Raw genomic sequence first — 16,154 nt, forward strand, 5'->3', positions numbered from 1 at the left:
TAACTTCATCAAGCTAAGAATAATTTATAGGCAGGATTGTTGTTTTCGTCCCAATAGTGATAGCCTAAAGTGTCTAAAAACGCTTGCCATTCTGCCATTTCTTGGGGCGGCACTTGCATTCCCACGACAATACGCCCATAGTCTGCGCCGTTATTGCGATAGTGAAAAAGGCTAATATTCCAGTTGGGACTCATCGAGGCAACAAATTTCATCAGTGCGCCAGGGCGTTCGGGAAATTCAAAGCGGTATAATAATTCATGTTCTGCTAAGGCAGAGCGCCCGCCAACCATATGCCGCAGATGCATTTTTGCCAGTTCATCATCGGTTAATTCTAGGGTTTTAAACCCTGTCTCTTCAAAGGTCTTGGCGATTTGAGCGGCATCTTCTCGGTCTTTGATTTGCACGCCGACAAAGATATGGGCAGAAGTGCGATCGGCGATGCGATAGTTAAATTCAGTTAGGTTGCGTGTACCTAAACAGTCACAGAAGCGGCGCAAACTTCCGGGTTTTTCGGGAATGGTGACGGCAAAAATGGCTTCTCGGCGTTCTCCAAACTCGGCTCGCTCGGCAACAAACCGCAGGCGATCGAAGTTCATATTGGCACCACAGGCAACGGCAACGAGGGTTTGTCCTTGGATATTTTCCCGTTCTACATAGGCTTTAGCGCCGGCGATCGCCAATGCTCCCGCTGGTTCGACAATAGAGCGGGTATCTTCAAACATATCTTTGATGGCGGCACAAGTATCATCGGTTTCCACCACAATAATTTCATCCACATATTCTTGACAGAGGCGGAAGGTTTCTTCTCCCACTTCCCGCACCGCTACCCCATCGGCAAATAAGCCCACTTGGGGCAATCTCAAACGCTTTCCGGCTTTCAGGGATTGATTCATGGCATCGGAATCCACCGGTTCTACCCCAATAATTTTAGTTTCTGGATGCAGGCGTTTCACGTAAGCACCAATGCCAGAAATGAGACCTCCACCACCAATCGCTACAAAAATTGCATGAATCGGCTGTTGATATTGGCGTAAAATTTCCATCCCGATTGTGCCTTGTCCGGCAATTACATCCGGATCGTTAAAGGGATGAATAAATGTTAACCCTTTCTGGGCTTCGAGTTCGCGGGCATGACCATAAGCTTCATCGTAGGTTTCACCGTATAATACAACCTCTCCACCGTGCGATCGCACTGCGTCCACTTTCACCTGGGGTGTAGTCACCGGCATCACAATCAACGCACGAGTTCCCAAATGTCGTGCAGCCAGGGCAACCCCTTGGGCATGATTCCCCGCAGAAGAAGCAATCACCCCTTGCGCTAACTGCTTTGGGGGCAGTTTTGCCATTCGGTTGTAAGCCCCCCGCAGCTTAAACGAAAATACTGATTGCATATCTTCCCGTTTCAGCAGCAAGCGATTCCCCAATCGCCGAGAAAGGTTGTTCGCCACTTCTAGGGGCGTTTCTTGGGCAACATCGTACACGCGAGCGGTGAGAATTTGGACAAGATAATCACAAAACATGGATCTGGGACACGGGCTGGAGGGTAAGGGTAGAATATTTCACTGTATCACGTTCCGATTCTCTGGGCAAAATTGGCAACAAGGGTTAAGATTTTTAGGGTAGCCCACAGTTTCCCTATTAGCTATTGGTGGAAAAAATAATTAATCCGATGAAACCTACCTCTATTTATTTACCAGAAGAGACAGAAGCAATCCTTCAAGAAATGGTGAATAAAACTGGAAAATCGATTCCTGAAATTATCCAAGAATTAGTCACCGATCATTTCACTCCTATCCCCAAAAAGTTACCCAAATCAATTGGGATGGGAGCCAGTGGAAGAAGCGATTTATCCTCTCAAACAGAACCATTATTGTGGACAGAAGAATAATTGCAGATACCCGTGGAATTATTGCTTTTTTAGATCGCGACGGTGGATGCTAGTTTAGTGATTCTAGCAGAACGATATCAAATCACAAGAATTTTAACTTTAGACAGGAAGCATTTTAACTTAATCCAATCAGAACAAGTGAAATATTTAGAAATATTGCCTTGGTTTTTCTGCTACAGCACTGTTTACATTCATATGAGAGGTTCTCTAAACAATGACATCCAAACCACTTGAAGGGAAAATTGCCCTCGTTACGGGAGCATCTCGTGGATTAGGAAAAGGTATTGCCATCGGATTAGCCGAAGCTGGCGCAACGGTTTATATTACTGGCAGAACTCTGCATACTTCCGAGGAAGGCATGGGGAGTTTAGAAGAAACCCAAAAAGAACTTGAAGCAGCAGGTGGGGTAGGTATTCCCGTACAAGTGGATCATGCTGAGGATGAGCAGGTGCGCTTGTTGTTTGAGCGTATTGCTGATGAACAAAACGGACAGTTGGATCTATTGGTGAATAATGCTTATGCTGCTGTCTCTATGCTGAAAGAAACCTATGGCGAACCCTTTTGGGAATTGGAGCCGAATTTGTGGGATCGGGTGAACCAAGTGGGACTGCGGGGACATTATATCGCCAGCGTGTATGCGGCAAGAATGATGGTTCCTCGGAAACAGGGACTCATTTGTACTCTGTCTTCTTGGGGGGGATTGTTTCCGATATTTGGGGTGTTGTATGGGGTAGGCAAAACGGCGTGCGATCGCCTGGCGCTAGAATTAGCTCTAGAGCTTAAACCCCATAACATTACGTCCTTATCCATTTGGCCGGGAATTGTAGGTACAGAAAAATTCACCCAATTTGCCCAAGAGCAAGCATCGAGCGGAACACTACCAGAAAGAGGCAATCCGTTTGCTGATGGTTTTAACTGGGAAACTCCCTTATTAACTGGCCGCGTGATTGCCTGTTTAGCTGCGGATTCTCAGATTATAAGACGCACGGGAAAAGTGCAAATTGTTGCTGAACAAGCCCGACGCTATGGTGTAGTAGACCGAGAGGGCAATCAACCCGCATCTTTGCGGTCTTTACAGTTTATTTTACCCATGATTGCGCCCCAATTACGCGATCGTTCTACTTGGGTTCCCAATATCTATGTTCCCTGGTGGATCTTGATGTCTGGAGTACTCAAATCTCCTCAAGCTTAATTCCGAATTCCTAATAATGTTTGTAATTGGGAATCTATAATTTAGCCATTAATCCTTCTACTCGTTCCTTAATTTCCCCACGCACTCGTCGAAACGTTTCTAGAGGTTGACCATCGGGATCGTCGAGTTGCCAATCTTCAAAAATCTCTTGCAAAACCCAATCTTGGGGTAAGTTAACTCCACAGCCACAGAGGGAAATGACGGCATCATAGTCTTCAGCTTTGAATTCACTAATGGGATTCGAGGTTTGATCGGTAATATCAATTCCAATTTCTTGCATCATTTCAATCGCTGTGGGATGGACTCTAGAGGCTTCTAAACCGCAACTGGTCACTTCAATTTTGTTGTTGCCTAGAGTGCGAGCAAATCCTTCTGCCATTTGGGAACGACAGGAGTTTCTTTTACAGACAAACATGACTTTTTTCATAATGAATAGAGCGCTTTGCGTTCTGATAAGGGGATAGGGGAATGGGGGGATGGGGGGATGGGGAGATAGGGAGAGCAATCCCTCAGTTAATCATATTTGGGAGAGAGAGTGCGATAGACAATGACCGCAAGTTGGGCCCCAACAATGGGAGCGATCCAGTAGATTCCTTGGTAGTCCCAGAGACCGGAAACAAAAGCGGGGCCGAGCGATCGCGCGGGATTCATGCTTGCGCCAGTAATTGGACCCATAAATGCAGCTTCTAACCCCACAGTTAAGCCGATCGCCACTCCTGCAAATCCCGGATGAGCGCGGCGGTCTAAACCCGAACCCAAGATAACGAACATCAAGATAAAGGTGAGAATGGTTTCTAAGACCAGTGATTGCATTGCATTACCGTTGAGCGGTTGTGTGGCTCCCAGATCGGCAACCAGACCGATAGTATAGCGTAATACACAGGATGCGGCGATCGCCCCCAAACATTGACTGATGACATAGGGTAAGACCTTTTTTCCCGGAAACGATCCCATTGTCCAAAATCCCAAAGTCACCGCTGGATTAATATGGGCTTCACTAATATGGCCCGTGGCATAAATCATTGCCGCAACCACTGCACCGAAGACAAAACTAACTCCTAAATGGGTTAATGTACCCCCAGTTATGTCATTAACCATAACTGCGCCTGTGCCAGCAAAAACAAGAATAAATGTGCCTAATCCTTCAGTTAACGATTCCCGCCAATAAGGGGTTATTTTGGTCATCTTCAATTAATACTTAGCTTGCTTACGCATAAGCTCAGAAATAGAGAGGCCAAACTGAGATTGACCTTCAAAAACCGTGCCTACTTCCCCTTGATTATAGGTCACTTCATTAATATGATAAGCTTCCTCTGGTAAAGGCACATAACCCACTTCCTCAGCAATTCCTGGGGCTTGTTCTAAAAAGTAGTACACAAATTCTCTCATTGCTGGGTTGTTTTGAGCTGCCGTCAGATTAATATAGATAAACAAAGGACGAGCTAGAGGCTGATATTCACTTTTTTCCACTGTTTCCCTAGATGGAAAAACCGGCCCCTGACCACTATCAACACTCAGGGCTTTTAGCTCATCTTTATTTTGTTCGTAATAGGCTAATCCAAAATAACCTAAACTATTGACATCTGAGCTAACTTGTTGCTCCAGTAACCTATCATCTTCACTGGCAATATAATCGCTACGGCTCGAACCTGCACTCCCCGTAACTGCTTCAGTAAAATAATCATAGGTTCCTGAATCTGTCCCCGGCCCATACAATTTCAAAGGAGCGTTCGGCCAAGACGATCGAATTTGATTCCACCGAGTGATTTTCTGTTGGGCTTCCGGTTGCCAAATCTTTCGTAATTCATCAATCGTAATGTTTTCAATCCAATTATTTTGGGGATTAACCACAACAGTAATGGCATCAAAAGCGATCGGAAGCTCAATATAAGATACTTTTGCCTGTTTGCAAGCTTCCATTTCCGATAAACTAATGGGTCTAGAGGCATTATTAACTTCTGTTTCTCCTGCACAAAATTTCTTAAAGCCTCCCCCTGTCCCCGAAAATCCTACAGTTACCTCTACGGGAACACTCTGGGTTTCGTTAAAGCGATCGGCAGCCGTTTTAGTAATCGGATAAACGGTACTTGAACCATCAATATTAATGGGTTGGTAAGATTGAGGGTTAGAGGATTGACACCCATTTAATAAGGAGGTAGCGGCCAGAGCTAATATAAAGAACCCTAGGAAGGGTTTAACTGTTTTAATAAAAAATTGCATAATTTCCCCACTCTACCATTAGATACCCGCTTTTTATGATTTCAAAAAATGGTCAAATGTCAAGTTAAGATATGGTTAATCATAGGTTTATTTACGGTTAAATATTATTCAAGAGTCTCTAAAAATGGAGGAATGGGGCAATCTAAGAGAATGATAATCGTGCGTAACAATTCAGCTTGTTTAAGATTGACTTCGCGATCGTATAAAACGGTATGAGCGCAAGCATCTACAATGCGCTGCTTTACTTTTGGAGTAGTGTTGATCAGCCTTTTAAGACTTCTACGAATACTGCTCAGATTCACCGGACTCAGTTGGTTAGGAAGCGTTTTGTTAGACGCACCACGGAGTCGCTGCAATCCAGATTGAAAGGCCTCAATAGCTTGTTGCTTATCCTGATACCCCACTTTAGCTAATCCTGACAAAACGACCAGGCAATCATTCCAAGTTTCATGAGTAGATGGGGGTTTTGAGGGATGGTGAGGATGGAAATAGGGCGCAAGACGATGGAATAAAACGGCTTGTAGAGTGTATTCTGATAAGGATAATTTTCCGCCAGTATTAATCAGGGTTTGCAGTTGTTGACTCAAATGTTGATAACAGTCGGTTGACAGATGTCTGAGTACGGGAATGGTTAAATCAATTAAGGGTAAACGGTAGCGAGGATTTAAGTGTTCAAAACAGACGACAATCTGCCAAAGACGATTGAGTATTTCTGAGGGTTCGGTGGCTTTTAGGTGGGCAATTTGTTTCTGCCTAATCTCTCTGTTTTGTGAGTTTAAGAATAGTCCATAAATTATCGCCCGACAACCGCGATCGTCTTTGAGTGCTGTTTTGAGCCGTTCTGGCAATTGCGCCAGCAAGGATTGGGCATAGTTGAGATGGGCGCTGTCTGTGTTGCCAATCTCCTCTACAATTGATTCTAGATCGACATGGATGGTTGTCTCTTGCAATCTACTTTGCAATCCACCTTGCAATCCACCTTGCAATCCGCTAATTCCTGGAGTCTCTGGTGATTCTAGAGCGGCGGTTCGTTCCTGTGCTGGTGGAGGAGCCTCCCCTTGTAATGTGCCAGTGGGCAAATTTTCCAAGCGTTCAATGCGCTCTGTCAGGGAGGGATGGGTGGCAAAGAGGCGGCTATTGAAGCTGCTGATGGCTTCCCCAAAAAATAAATGACTGGCTTCTTCGGCGGTGGGAGTCCTGATTTGAGATCCGTCTCTTAAGTCTCCAATTTTACGCAGAGCGTTGGACAGTCCTAGGGGATTGCGGGTTAATTGGACGGCAGAAGCATCGGCTAAAAATTCTCGCTGACGGGAGATGGCGCTTTTAATCATTCGTCCGCAGATAAAGCCAATATATCCAATGGCTAAAACGGCGAGACTAGCAATAATCACAAGACCTTGCTTTTTTCGATTCACTCGAGGACCATTAGAAACCATGTGTAATATTTGTCGCCCTATAATGTGAATCAGTAAGATTCCCTGGATGACTCCCATGAGATATAAGTTGAGGCGCATATCGCCATAAATAATATGGCTAAATTCATGGGCAATTACGCCTTGAAGTTCATCTCGCTCGAGTTCGGTTAAGCATCCTTTGGTTACGCCAATGATGGCATCATTAACGGTAAACCCGGCGGCAAAGGCATTGATCCCGGCTTCGCGATCCATGATGTAGACTTGAGGAACGGAAACTCCGGAGGCGATCGCCATTTCTTCGACGACATTGAGCAGTTGTCGCTCTAGTTTATCGTAAGTGCCCGGATGAACCAAACGCGCGCCCAGACTAGAGGCAACGACTTTACCCCCGCCTCGCAATTGAAGGATTTTTGTCCCACTCCCCAACCCAACAATGAGCAAGACATTGAAGGCAACGATCGCTAAGATCTCTGGAGAATAGAGGGATTGCTGAGTTTGCACTTCTATGTAGACAACGATCGCTACCACAGCATAGATTGCCAAAATCATACCGATAATGGCGATCGCAAATAGGAAAATCAGATAAACGGTTTTCCGCTGTGCCTGCTCTTGATGTTCAAAAAAGTTCATCTTTTTCTAGGGCGCATTTATAATTTATCCAGCATATCCATAAATTGATTGTGACAGTCTATAGCATCACTTCTTTCATTTTCCCAAGTTTTACTTCCTAATACTTGTATTTGTGCTTTGTCAAAAGATAGATTATTAGCTTTTGCCCAAATTACACATGAAGAAGAGAGCGAGCAACCTATTTCCTTGAGGTAACTTAAAACTTCTTCTTTAGTCTTATTTTCCATTAACATTTGGCGGCAATGTCTGGCTAAATCATCTCTTCTTTTTCTTGAATACTTGGAAGACATAGTAACCAACCAACAAAACAACACAATAAAAATCTATCGTTTTCTAAAACGAAATAGTCGGCGCATTTTTTACATTGGGATCGGTTTCTTTAAGCAACTGCGCTGCCCGAAAATTAAAGAAACTGGCGATCGTATTACTGGGGAACTCCTCACGCTTGGTATTGTAGAGCGTCACCGCATCGTTAAATGCCTGCCGAGCAAAAGCAATTTTATTTTCAGTCGATCGCAACTCTTCTATCAACTGAGCCATATTTCGATCTGCCTTCAAATCTGGATACGCCTCAGCTAAAGCAAACAGCCGTCCCAAAGATCCCGTTAGCATTGCCTCTGCATTGCCCAACGTCTGCATCGCAGTGGGATCGCCTGGTGCTTGAGAAGCTTGGGACGTGGCACTTACCGCCGCGTTTCTAGCTTGAATCACAGCGTCTAAGGTTTCCCGCTCGTGCTTCATGTACCCTTTCACCGCTTCCACCAAATTGGGAATTAAATCATAACGGCGGCGCAACTGCACATCAATCTGGGCAAAAGCATTCTGATATCGATTGCGTAACTTAACTAAAGAATTATATGAGCCAATGACGATAGACGCGAGAAGTGCCACTAACGTCCCTAGAACCGCTAGGGTTAGGAGTATTTGTACCATAACCTGACAACCCTTTAATATGGCTTAATTATACTACAGATAACATACCATTTGCCTAGGGTAAATAGCGATCGCGTCAATCTAGTCAAGATCCTCCCATAATTACCTCTGTTCGTTCTCAAAGTAATATAGTGCTTCACACTCTAGTCATAGCTTACGAAGCAGTCCGTTTAAACAATTTTCTTCAGCTCCAATGCCACACCATTCAACTGTTGGATACCCTCACCGATCTGTGTCATAGAACTGGCATTATCCTTTGCTCCAGCATTGATGCTAGTAATGGACTCAATAAGCTGTTCAACCGCAATGAGCTGTTGTTTTAAGTTCAAGGTAATTTGCTGGTTACTATGAACTACATTTGTAACTGAAGTGTTCACATGTTCAAACGTCTGGGTGGTGTCCTGAGCAATTCTAAAACAACTTTTCACACTCTCTTTACCTTGTTGAGTAATTTGAGTTGTTCCATGAATAGCTTTTTGAATTTCTATAACCAAATCATTGATGTTTACCGTAGATTCTCGACTTTGATCGGCCAGCTTACGAATTTCGACAGCAATGACGGAAAAACCATTCCCACTGTCTCCAGCTCTTACCGCTTCTACAGAAGCATTTAACGCCAACATATTCGTTTGATCGGCAATACTGCGAACCACATCTGAAACCTCGCCAATTTGATCGATTTGCTTAGTCAATTCCATGATTTTATTCGCCATTAGTTCTACCTGTTCCTGAACATTTATTACTTCTAGGCGAATATTTTCTACAGCATTTTTACCTGTTTCTAATATGGTTAATGTTTCTTGAGCTGATGCATTTGCCAGCTCTGACTGCTCTGCTGATTGAGTGTAGGATACCCCCAATTCATTAGCCGTTGTAGTTGTGTCATTAATGAAAATCGCTCGTTGTTGAGCAATTTTCTCCTGTTCTTCAATACTCCTAGAGATTTGACTTGAAGAATCAGCAATATTATTCGATATTTTCCCGATCGGATCTACTGCAATTTTATTCATCCAAATAATAGTTGTAACCCCCATCAGCATGGCAATCACCAAAGTCCCTACATGGACTAAATCAACCAGTTGATAAGCAATAGACAACTGCTTTAACCTTCGATCGAGGATTTGATTTTCAATATCAATCATATTCTCTAAATCTGTTCGGATAAAATCCATGATTATTTTCCCTTTCTTTGATTTCACTAAACGCAACAATTCCTCTTCTTGATTGTCTCTTTTGAGTTGAATGGTTTGCGCCAATTCATCTAGTTTTTCTTGGGAGAGATTTCTGATGTTTTGTAGATTAATGACTTGCTCTGAGTTCTTAGAAATCAGGTCTTCTAAGATATCAAAGTTTGTGTTTAACGTTTGAGTTGCCAGTTTGTAGGGTTCTAAAAAAGTTTCGTCATCAGTATAGATAAATCCCCTTTGGCCGGTTTCTGCATCGACGAGATTTTTCTCAATCCCTTTTAATCGGAGTTGAATATCGTAAGTATGGACGACCCAATCCTCAGTATCCCGTAAAAAACTTTGCATATAAACCGAGGCAATGGTGCTAACCCCAACAGTACTGAGAATGATTCCAAAGCCAATAACTAAAACTTGCTTAATATTCATTGAACAAAAACTTTAATATTTTGGGGTTTACCTGCGTAAGCGTATATATTAATCATATATCTGAATAAAAAGACCCAACTCTATTTTACCCGATCGCCATCTGCACCCGCTAAAATCAAAGTATCAATTAAAAAGGATGTGTCATTATACCTAACAGTGATGGATTTAATTTGGAGAATACTCAAATGTTGCCCATACCCAAACCGGCTTGGTTTCTTACCCTCGGCAGTCTAACCTTAAGCAGCCTAACCTTTAACCCTTCAGCCTCAGCGCAAACCCTAGGGTTTTCCTGCCGGGATAACCAAATTTGTCCTGTGTTCAATATCTTGCTGCAAACGACAGAAGTTTTCACCCGGACTTGTCCACCGACTTCTGATAATCCCCAAGACTATGCTAATTATTTAGGCCAATGGATCGATCGGATTCCCCAAATTCAAGCTCAGGTTAATGCTTTAAACAGAAATAATTCGTATACTCCTACATTGCCTTCTTCACCTAATCAAGTGGTGAATTTTCTCAATACTTGGGTGGATATTGCCAGAATTGCCCAAACTCAAGCGAACCGGATTGAGCAAACTCTGGATAATTGCCCTTCTCGCCTGCCTGTCCTTCCGGATGGTTCGACGTTGCCTTCTATTTCTATGGAGACTGAATTTCCTAAAGTGTGTCAGTTCGATCCGAATACATTAACTTGGAAGTGTTAAGGTTAGGGAATAGGGAATATAGAGCGCATCACTATACAGCGCTTTGCGCTGTGATGGGGGGATAGGGGGATGGGGGGATAGGGGGAGCAAACAACAGACTTGGTAGAAGCTCTGAGCTGTTCTAGATATTGTTAAAAACCGTCATTAATGTACCTCATAGCAGAGGAAACTGCTGTATTCCCCATTCCCTATTCCCCATTCCCTATTCCCTATTCCCTATTCCCCATTCCCCATTCCCCATTCCCTATTCCCCAGCACTTTGCGCGATAAGATGGGGAACTTTAGAGCGGGAGCGATAGAGTAAGAGATGGACTGAGGGAATATAGTACAAGGCGAGTAGGGTTGCACCGCCTAATCCTCCGGCGATCGCGATCGCTAAGGGCGGCCAAAATCCAGTAGGATCGAGTAACAGGGGTATGAATCCCACTATGGTGGTTAAGGTGGTGGCAATCACATGGCGTGTGGCTTTGAAGACGACTGAAACCGTGGCTTTACGGTTACCATAGCGAGCCTCTGGGTGTTCTCTCAAAGCGGCTAAAACGACGATCGAATCGTTAATTGCAAGACCAATTAATCCTAATGTGCCTAAAATTGCGGTAAATCCAAATAGGGCATTAAATGCCCAGAGTGCAGATAGGGCTAATCCTACCGCAGCGATCGCCACGGTTCCAATGACGAGGGCTAACCGAAAGGAATTAAAGGATAATATCAGGGTGGCTGACATCAGAATTGCCAAAACGCCTACTGTCGAGAATAAATTGGCGATCGCCGTTCCCCGTGCATCGGCTTCGCCTCCATAGCTGATTCGATACCCAGGAGGAAGTTGAAAGTTAATCTCCTTCAGATGGTTTTCAAATCGCTGTAACACAGTATCAGGTAAGGCTCCAGCCGTAATAAACCCTTGCACTGTGTTAATCCGTTCTCCATTGTAACGGGCAATCGTAGCTATATCCGGCACAAAGTTCACCCTCGCCAAACTATCTAGAGGAAGGGTTTCGCCAGTTTGAGGAGCCACCAAATTCAACGCCGACACCCGATCCAGATTTCCTCTAGTGTTATTGGCTACCCGCACCCGTACCGGAATATCCTCCGTTGCTTCCAGAATCGAACCGCCAACAGAACCCTGCAAACTGCTATCGAGTTGTTGGGCGATCGCCTGATTATCCAACCCTACCCGACGCGCTTGTACTTCATCGACAGTTAGCGCCAATTTGGGTAAGGCTTCCGTTAAATCTGCACTGGTATGAATCACATCCTCAATTTGGCTTAACTCCGCCCGCAATTGATTCCCCAACCGTCTCAACTCCCCTAAATCTGAGCCATACAAGCGCAACTCGATCGGCGCATCAAAGGGCGGTCCCTGTTCTAATTGTTTTACGAGAACCTGTGCTTCTGGAAACGTGGCATCGAGATCCTGTTGCAACTGTTGAATCGTTTGCCGTAAATTTTCCGTCGAGTTTAACTGTACAATCCCTTGGGCATACTGGGACGCATTTTCCCGATTGGCAACCACATTATAGAAAAAAGTTGGGGCGCTTTTACCGAGAAACCATTGCACCTCATCAATTTGAGGATAGGTCAAAATTAAATCTCGCGCTCTCAGAATTTGCCTCTGGGTTTCGGCGATCGCCGTTTGTGAAGATAACTCAAACTCAATATGGAACTGATTGCGGTTCGTCGGGGGGAAAAATTGTTGCTCTAAGGTGGGAAACTGGGAAAAGCCCCAAATCGGCAAAATCAAGGCTAAACCAATGGTTAACCAAGGGAAGCGAAACAGTTGATTTAAAGTTATCGTATAAACCTTATCTAACCATCGATTGCTAAACCCATATTGCAACCAACCCCAGTTTTGGGGCAGAGGTTGCCAATAGTGCAACCGCCCCACCAGAGTTACGATCGCTGTTAAAGATAAAAAGAGAGAACTAATAATCGCTAAAATTACGGTTGTGCCGATCGCGCCAATAAACTCCCCTGTCCCCCCTGGGGAAGTCGCGATCGGTACAAACGCTAACACGGTTGTTAAGGTAGAAGCCAGCAGGGGAATAAACAAATGGCTCACCGTTTCTTGCACAGCTTTACCGGGTGCTTTTCCTTCCTGCAAACGGATCTGTACCTCATCTACTACCACAATCGCATTATCAATCAGCAACCCCAAGGCAATGATAATCCCAGTAACGGACATTTGATGCAAGGGAATCTCTAAAATCTTCATGCACCCAAACACCATTAATGTCGCCAGGGGTAAAGCTGAACCGACAATTAATGCTGATTTCCAACCCAAGATCGCCAGAGAGACAAGAATAACCAGAGAAGAACCGAGAATCAAGTTACGGATCACACCATCTAGGCGCTGTTGCACGTATTTACTTTGATCCAAAATAGTCACCAAACCAATGCCATCGGATAGGTTATCCTGATAACGTTGTAACTGAGCTAGAGCATCTTCTGTCCAAAGATCGACGCGATAATCTGATTCCACTTTTGCCGCCACAGAAACTCCAGGATAACCATTAATGATCGCTAATTCTGTGGGGGGATCTTCTAATCCTTTGGTCAATTGGGCAAGATCTCCAAGTCGGGTAATTTGCCCTTGATTGCCCAATTGAATGGGAATTTGTCGAATCCGTTCTAAGGAATCTAATTCACTGTCAACTTCAAATAGTAACTCCGTTTCACTGCTGCGAAATTGCCCGGCTGAAACCTTCGCGTCACTAGCTAGAATTTGTTGGGCTAATTCTTGAGCAGTTAAACCCAATTGTGCCAAGTCTACTGCATTAACATCAACCTGAATTTCTTCTTCTGCCACACCGAAAATATCCACTGTATCCGTTCCCGGAATAGTTCGTAATTCGTCTTCTAGTCCTTCAGCTAGGCGACGTAAGATCGTGTAATTCGGTTCGCTCTCAAGTTCCCAGGTTAATCCCAAAATTAAGGCATTAGCAGAAGGATCGGTATCTTGATATTCTGGATCGCTTGCCCCTGCGGGTAATTCTACAGAAACATCTTCTAGTTTACTCCGCACTTTTGACCAAACGGGATCGACATCGATAATGTTTTCTTTGAGGTCAATTTTGATAAAGGATACACCGGTAGTTGAGGTAGATTCTAAAATATCAATTTCTTCAATTTCTTGCAGTTCTTGTTCTATTTTTTCAGTAACTAAAGATTCAACTCTTTGGGGTGTAGCTCCGGGTAAGAAAGTGGTCACTGCTCCAAACCGTTGAACAAGTTGTGGGTCTTCCATTCGCGGTAAGGTGAGGAAGGAAGAAATCCCCCAAACAATGATGAGGATTAAGGAGAGGATGAGGAGTTGTTTATTGCGATAAAAAATCATGGAGAATAGGGAATAGGGAATAGGTAATAGGGAATAGGGAATAGGTAATAGGGCATAGGGAATAGGGCAATTACCGATTACCCATTGTTAATTCTTAATTGATACTCACTTTTTGTCCGGAGACGATGCGGTGGGTTCCGCTGGTGATAATTCGATCGCCGCTTTGCAGGGTTCCGCGAACGAGGGTGCGATCGCCTTCCGTATGCAGAACTTCGATATCTCGACGAGCTACCCTGTAAATATTATTTCCTTGCGATTCGCCAAGGACGTAAATTGACCATAATCCGCGATCGCCAGGCAGCAGGGCAGTGGAAGGAATCCAAAAGCCTTGTATAGCTTGAGTTTCATTCCAGAGTAATTGGGCAGTTTCGCCTACTCTGAGGTCAAAATTAGGGGAAAATTCAAGAACCGCAGTAGCTGTGCGACTGGCGCTATCGAGTTCTGGGAGTAGGGTGGTGAGGGTGCCACGATAGGATTGGTTGGCGACTTGAATGGGATAGTTTGCACCAATTCTGAGTTCATTGGCGGTGTTGCTGGGAACCCCAATGCGCGCTTCTAAGCTACCTTGTTCGATCAGTGCGATCGCTGGAGTTCCAGGACTAACTACGCTTCCTTCGTCCATGAAGCGATCGCTCACTCGTCCATTAAAGGGAGCGCGAATCACGCTTTTACTCACCTCTACCTCTAAACTTTGCAAACTGGCTTCCAACTGTTGCACTCGCGCCACTTGAGCCGCTATTGTTTCTTTCCGAGTTCCCGCTAACAGAGCATCTAGATCGCTTTGCGCTTGATTGAGGCGATAGCTTAAAGCTGAAGCATTAGACTCTTCTAAATCAAAATCTTCCCGGGAAATTGCCCCTTCTAAATAGAGTTCTCTACGTCGTTCGGTTTTACGTTGAGCGAGGGACAGTTGTTGTTCGATTTCGGACACAGTAGCGCGGGCAGCAGCAATATCTTCCGCTCGCGCACCGTTGCGAAGTTCTTGCAGAGTAGCGCTGGCTTCAGCTTTTTGGGCGAGGAGTTGTTGACGCTCGGCTTCTAGGGTACGGATATCTAACTGAGCTATTTCTTGACCTGCACTGATGCGATCGCCTTCATCAACAAACAGGTTAATCACCGTTCCCGATCGCTCAAAACCCAATTCACTCCGGCGACGGGCGACAATTTCACCGGTATAACTTCGTTGAATCGTATAGCTGGAAATCAGTTCTGCACTTTCGGTTTGTACAGGTAGCGATGGTTTTTCTTCAATGATCGGTTCTGCCTGGCTGACTGGAGAACGATTTAAGAGCGATCGCCCGACAAACACCCCCAAAGGCAAGAGTAACAAGACGATTAACCATCGCCACCGCTTGGGTTGTGGGCGATCTACTGTGGCGATAGCATCCTCAGAATCCTGATTGTGTTCAGCCGTTATTAATACAACTGACTCTGATAAGCTCTTCGATGAATCGGAAAAATCAGCACTCATGTTCGCCTCCCATCCTCTTCTATACAACAAAGTGATATTCAACTTGTTGCTTATCCTCTTTCAGGTTATACTCAACTTATTGAATATGTCAATGCGAAATTTATGGCTCTTGCTCACACAATTTTGACCGTGCTTGCCCATGCTCCTCAAAGTGGTTACGATATCAGTAAACAATTTGACGAGCAAGTGAGTTGTTTTTGGAAAGCCAGTCAACAGCAAATTTATCGGGAACTGAGCAAAATGGAGGATCGAGGTTGGGTTAATTATGAAACTATTATCCAACCTGGAAAACCGGATAAGAAAGTGTATCACCTCACCGCTGAAGGGAAAGCGCAGTTATGGCGCTGGTTTGCCGAACCCACGACTCCAACCCCTGTTCGAGAAGATTTACTGGTGAAGGTGTTAGCCGGACCTTATGGCGATCGCCAATTACTTATCCGTGAAATTAAGCATCGTAGGGAAATTCATGAGCTTCAATTAAAACATTATTTAGAAAAAGAAATCCTCTATCAGGATTGCCAGAATCCTTCTGTTGGCGATCGCTTCCGCTATCTTACCCTACGCCGCGGTATCCGTTACGAGCGAGAATGGGTGGAATGGTGCGATGAAGTCATGGAGTTTCTGGAACAAATGATAGAAGATTATAATTAACACAATCTATTCTCTAGAGTGGTATTTTGTAGTTACTGAATGACAAGCATATCCCTCTTTTGTCACTCTGCCGAAAGAGGGCTAGAATAAGAGGGAAGGTAAA

14 protein-coding genes are annotated in these 16,154 nt (G+C 44.5%); 4 read left to right on the forward strand and 10 right to left on the reverse strand.

Translation table 11 applies throughout. The annotated features are described in order from the left end of the window. Positions 1 to 8: 8 nt before the first annotated feature. On the reverse strand, positions 9 to 1,520 hold the full coding sequence (ilvA, locus tag AC3A14_RS10270; RefSeq protein WP_318732442.1) for a threonine ammonia-lyase, biosynthetic: 1,512 nt from the start codon (positions 1,518 to 1,520) through the stop codon (positions 9 to 11). A gap of 149 nt (positions 1,521 to 1,669) precedes the next feature. On the opposite strand from ilvA, the gene AC3A14_RS10275 reads away from it, so the two are divergent. Both AC3A14_RS10275 and AC3A14_RS10280 read left to right on the forward strand, forming a co-directional pair. Beyond that, complete coding sequence (locus AC3A14_RS10275) at positions 1,670 to 1,888, forward strand: ribbon-helix-helix domain-containing protein (protein ID WP_318722896.1); 219 nt, start codon at positions 1,670 to 1,672, stop codon at positions 1,886 to 1,888. A 214-nt stretch (positions 1,889 to 2,102) separates the two neighbouring features. Next, positions 2,103 to 3,080 (forward strand): SDR family NAD(P)-dependent oxidoreductase, encoded by a 978-nt coding sequence (locus AC3A14_RS10280; RefSeq protein WP_318702187.1) that lies wholly within the window; start codon positions 2,103 to 2,105, stop codon positions 3,078 to 3,080. A gap of 34 nt (positions 3,081 to 3,114) precedes the next feature. On the opposite strand, the gene arsC is transcribed toward AC3A14_RS10280, so the two are convergent. The 7 genes from arsC to AC3A14_RS10315 all read right to left on the reverse strand — a co-directional run bounded on the left by arsC (position 3,115) and on the right by AC3A14_RS10315 (position 9,891). Continuing rightward, positions 3,115 to 3,507 carry an arsenate reductase, glutathione/glutaredoxin type gene (gene arsC / locus AC3A14_RS10285; RefSeq protein WP_318719532.1) on the reverse strand — a complete coding sequence of 131 codons (393 nt, stop codon included), beginning with the start codon at positions 3,505 to 3,507 and terminating at the stop codon, positions 3,115 to 3,117. Between the two features lie 86 nt (positions 3,508 to 3,593). After that, on the reverse strand, positions 3,594 to 4,265 hold the full coding sequence (locus AC3A14_RS10290; protein WP_271939339.1) for an MIP/aquaporin family protein: 672 nt from the start codon (positions 4,263 to 4,265) through the stop codon (positions 3,594 to 3,596). Between the two features lie 6 nt (positions 4,266 to 4,271). Continuing rightward, a complete protein-coding gene (locus AC3A14_RS10295; protein WP_318722895.1) occupies positions 4,272 to 5,300 on the reverse strand; it encodes a PstS family phosphate ABC transporter substrate-binding protein in 1,029 nt (342 codons plus the stop codon). Between the two features lie 104 nt (positions 5,301 to 5,404). Further along, positions 5,405 to 7,345, reverse strand: a complete 1,941-nt coding sequence (locus AC3A14_RS10300; RefSeq protein WP_318722894.1) for a M48 family metallopeptidase — start codon at positions 7,343 to 7,345, stop codon at positions 5,405 to 5,407. A 17-nt stretch (positions 7,346 to 7,362) separates the two neighbouring features. Further along, positions 7,363 to 7,635: a hypothetical protein gene (locus tag AC3A14_RS10305; RefSeq protein WP_318732441.1), complete on the reverse strand. Its 273-nt coding sequence runs from the start codon at positions 7,633 to 7,635 to the stop codon at positions 7,363 to 7,365. A 43-nt stretch (positions 7,636 to 7,678) separates the two neighbouring features. Further along, positions 7,679 to 8,278 (reverse strand): LemA family protein, encoded by a 600-nt coding sequence (locus tag AC3A14_RS10310; protein WP_318722892.1) that lies wholly within the window; start codon positions 8,276 to 8,278, stop codon positions 7,679 to 7,681. Positions 8,279 to 8,448: 170 nt separating this feature from the next. Further along, positions 8,449 to 9,891, reverse strand: coding sequence for a CHASE3 domain-containing protein (locus tag AC3A14_RS10315; protein ID WP_318732440.1), 1,443 nt, complete (start codon positions 9,889 to 9,891; stop codon positions 8,449 to 8,451). A 185-nt stretch (positions 9,892 to 10,076) separates the two neighbouring features. Here AC3A14_RS10315 and AC3A14_RS10320 point away from each other — a divergent pair, with 185 nt between their 5' ends. Continuing rightward, positions 10,077 to 10,595 (forward strand): hypothetical protein, encoded by a 519-nt coding sequence (locus tag AC3A14_RS10320; RefSeq protein WP_318702179.1) that lies wholly within the window; start codon positions 10,077 to 10,079, stop codon positions 10,593 to 10,595. Between the two features lie 244 nt (positions 10,596 to 10,839). On the opposite strand, the gene AC3A14_RS10325 is transcribed toward AC3A14_RS10320, so the two are convergent. Further along, positions 10,840 to 13,929 carry an efflux RND transporter permease subunit gene (locus AC3A14_RS10325; protein WP_487778989.1) on the reverse strand — a complete coding sequence of 1,030 codons (3,090 nt, stop codon included), beginning with the start codon at positions 13,927 to 13,929 and terminating at the stop codon, positions 10,840 to 10,842. Between the two features lie 94 nt (positions 13,930 to 14,023). Continuing rightward, positions 14,024 to 15,400 (reverse strand): efflux RND transporter periplasmic adaptor subunit, encoded by a 1,377-nt coding sequence (locus AC3A14_RS10330; RefSeq protein WP_318732438.1) that lies wholly within the window; start codon positions 15,398 to 15,400, stop codon positions 14,024 to 14,026. 102 nt (positions 15,401 to 15,502) lie between these two features. Between AC3A14_RS10330 and AC3A14_RS10335 the strand changes: the two genes are divergently transcribed. Further along, entirely contained in the window at positions 15,503 to 16,051 is a 549-nt protein-coding gene (locus tag AC3A14_RS10335; RefSeq protein ID WP_318732437.1) for a PadR family transcriptional regulator, read from the forward strand. The last annotated feature ends 103 nt before the right edge of the window (positions 16,052 to 16,154 follow it).

It is taken from the genome of Roseofilum sp., from assembly GCF_982964205.1.

What these genes read in the sequence shown, in the direction of transcription:
- arsC (WP_318719532.1), bottom strand. Translation starts at nt 3,507, where the DNA reads ATGAAAAAAGTCATGTTTGTCTGTAAAAGAAACTCCTGTCGTTCCCAA.
- AC3A14_RS10295 (WP_318722895.1), bottom strand. Translation starts at nt 5,300, where the DNA reads ATGCAATTTTTTATTAAAACAGTTAAACCCTTCCTAGGGTTCTTTATA.
- AC3A14_RS10275 (WP_318722896.1), top strand. Translation starts at nt 1,670, where the DNA reads ATGAAACCTACCTCTATTTATTTACCAGAAGAGACAGAAGCAATCCTT.
- AC3A14_RS10325 (WP_487778989.1), bottom strand. Translation starts at nt 13,929, where the DNA reads ATGATTTTTTATCGCAATAAACAACTCCTCATCCTCTCCTTAATCCTC.
- AC3A14_RS10335 (WP_318732437.1), top strand. Translation starts at nt 15,503, where the DNA reads ATGGCTCTTGCTCACACAATTTTGACCGTGCTTGCCCATGCTCCTCAA.
- AC3A14_RS10305 (WP_318732441.1), bottom strand. Translation starts at nt 7,635, where the DNA reads ATGTCTTCCAAGTATTCAAGAAAAAGAAGAGATGATTTAGCCAGACAT.
- AC3A14_RS10290 (WP_271939339.1), bottom strand. Translation starts at nt 4,265, where the DNA reads ATGACCAAAATAACCCCTTATTGGCGGGAATCGTTAACTGAAGGATTA.
- AC3A14_RS10330 (WP_318732438.1), bottom strand. Translation starts at nt 15,400, where the DNA reads ATGAGTGCTGATTTTTCCGATTCATCGAAGAGCTTATCAGAGTCAGTT.
- AC3A14_RS10320 (WP_318702179.1), top strand. Translation starts at nt 10,077, where the DNA reads ATGTTGCCCATACCCAAACCGGCTTGGTTTCTTACCCTCGGCAGTCTA.
- AC3A14_RS10310 (WP_318722892.1), bottom strand. Translation starts at nt 8,278, where the DNA reads ATGGTACAAATACTCCTAACCCTAGCGGTTCTAGGGACGTTAGTGGCA.
- AC3A14_RS10300 (WP_318722894.1), bottom strand. Translation starts at nt 7,345, where the DNA reads ATGAACTTTTTTGAACATCAAGAGCAGGCACAGCGGAAAACCGTTTAT.
- AC3A14_RS10315 (WP_318732440.1), bottom strand. Translation starts at nt 9,891, where the DNA reads ATGAATATTAAGCAAGTTTTAGTTATTGGCTTTGGAATCATTCTCAGT.
- ilvA (WP_318732442.1), bottom strand. Translation starts at nt 1,520, where the DNA reads ATGTTTTGTGATTATCTTGTCCAAATTCTCACCGCTCGCGTGTACGAT.
- AC3A14_RS10280 (WP_318702187.1), top strand. Translation starts at nt 2,103, where the DNA reads ATGACATCCAAACCACTTGAAGGGAAAATTGCCCTCGTTACGGGAGCA.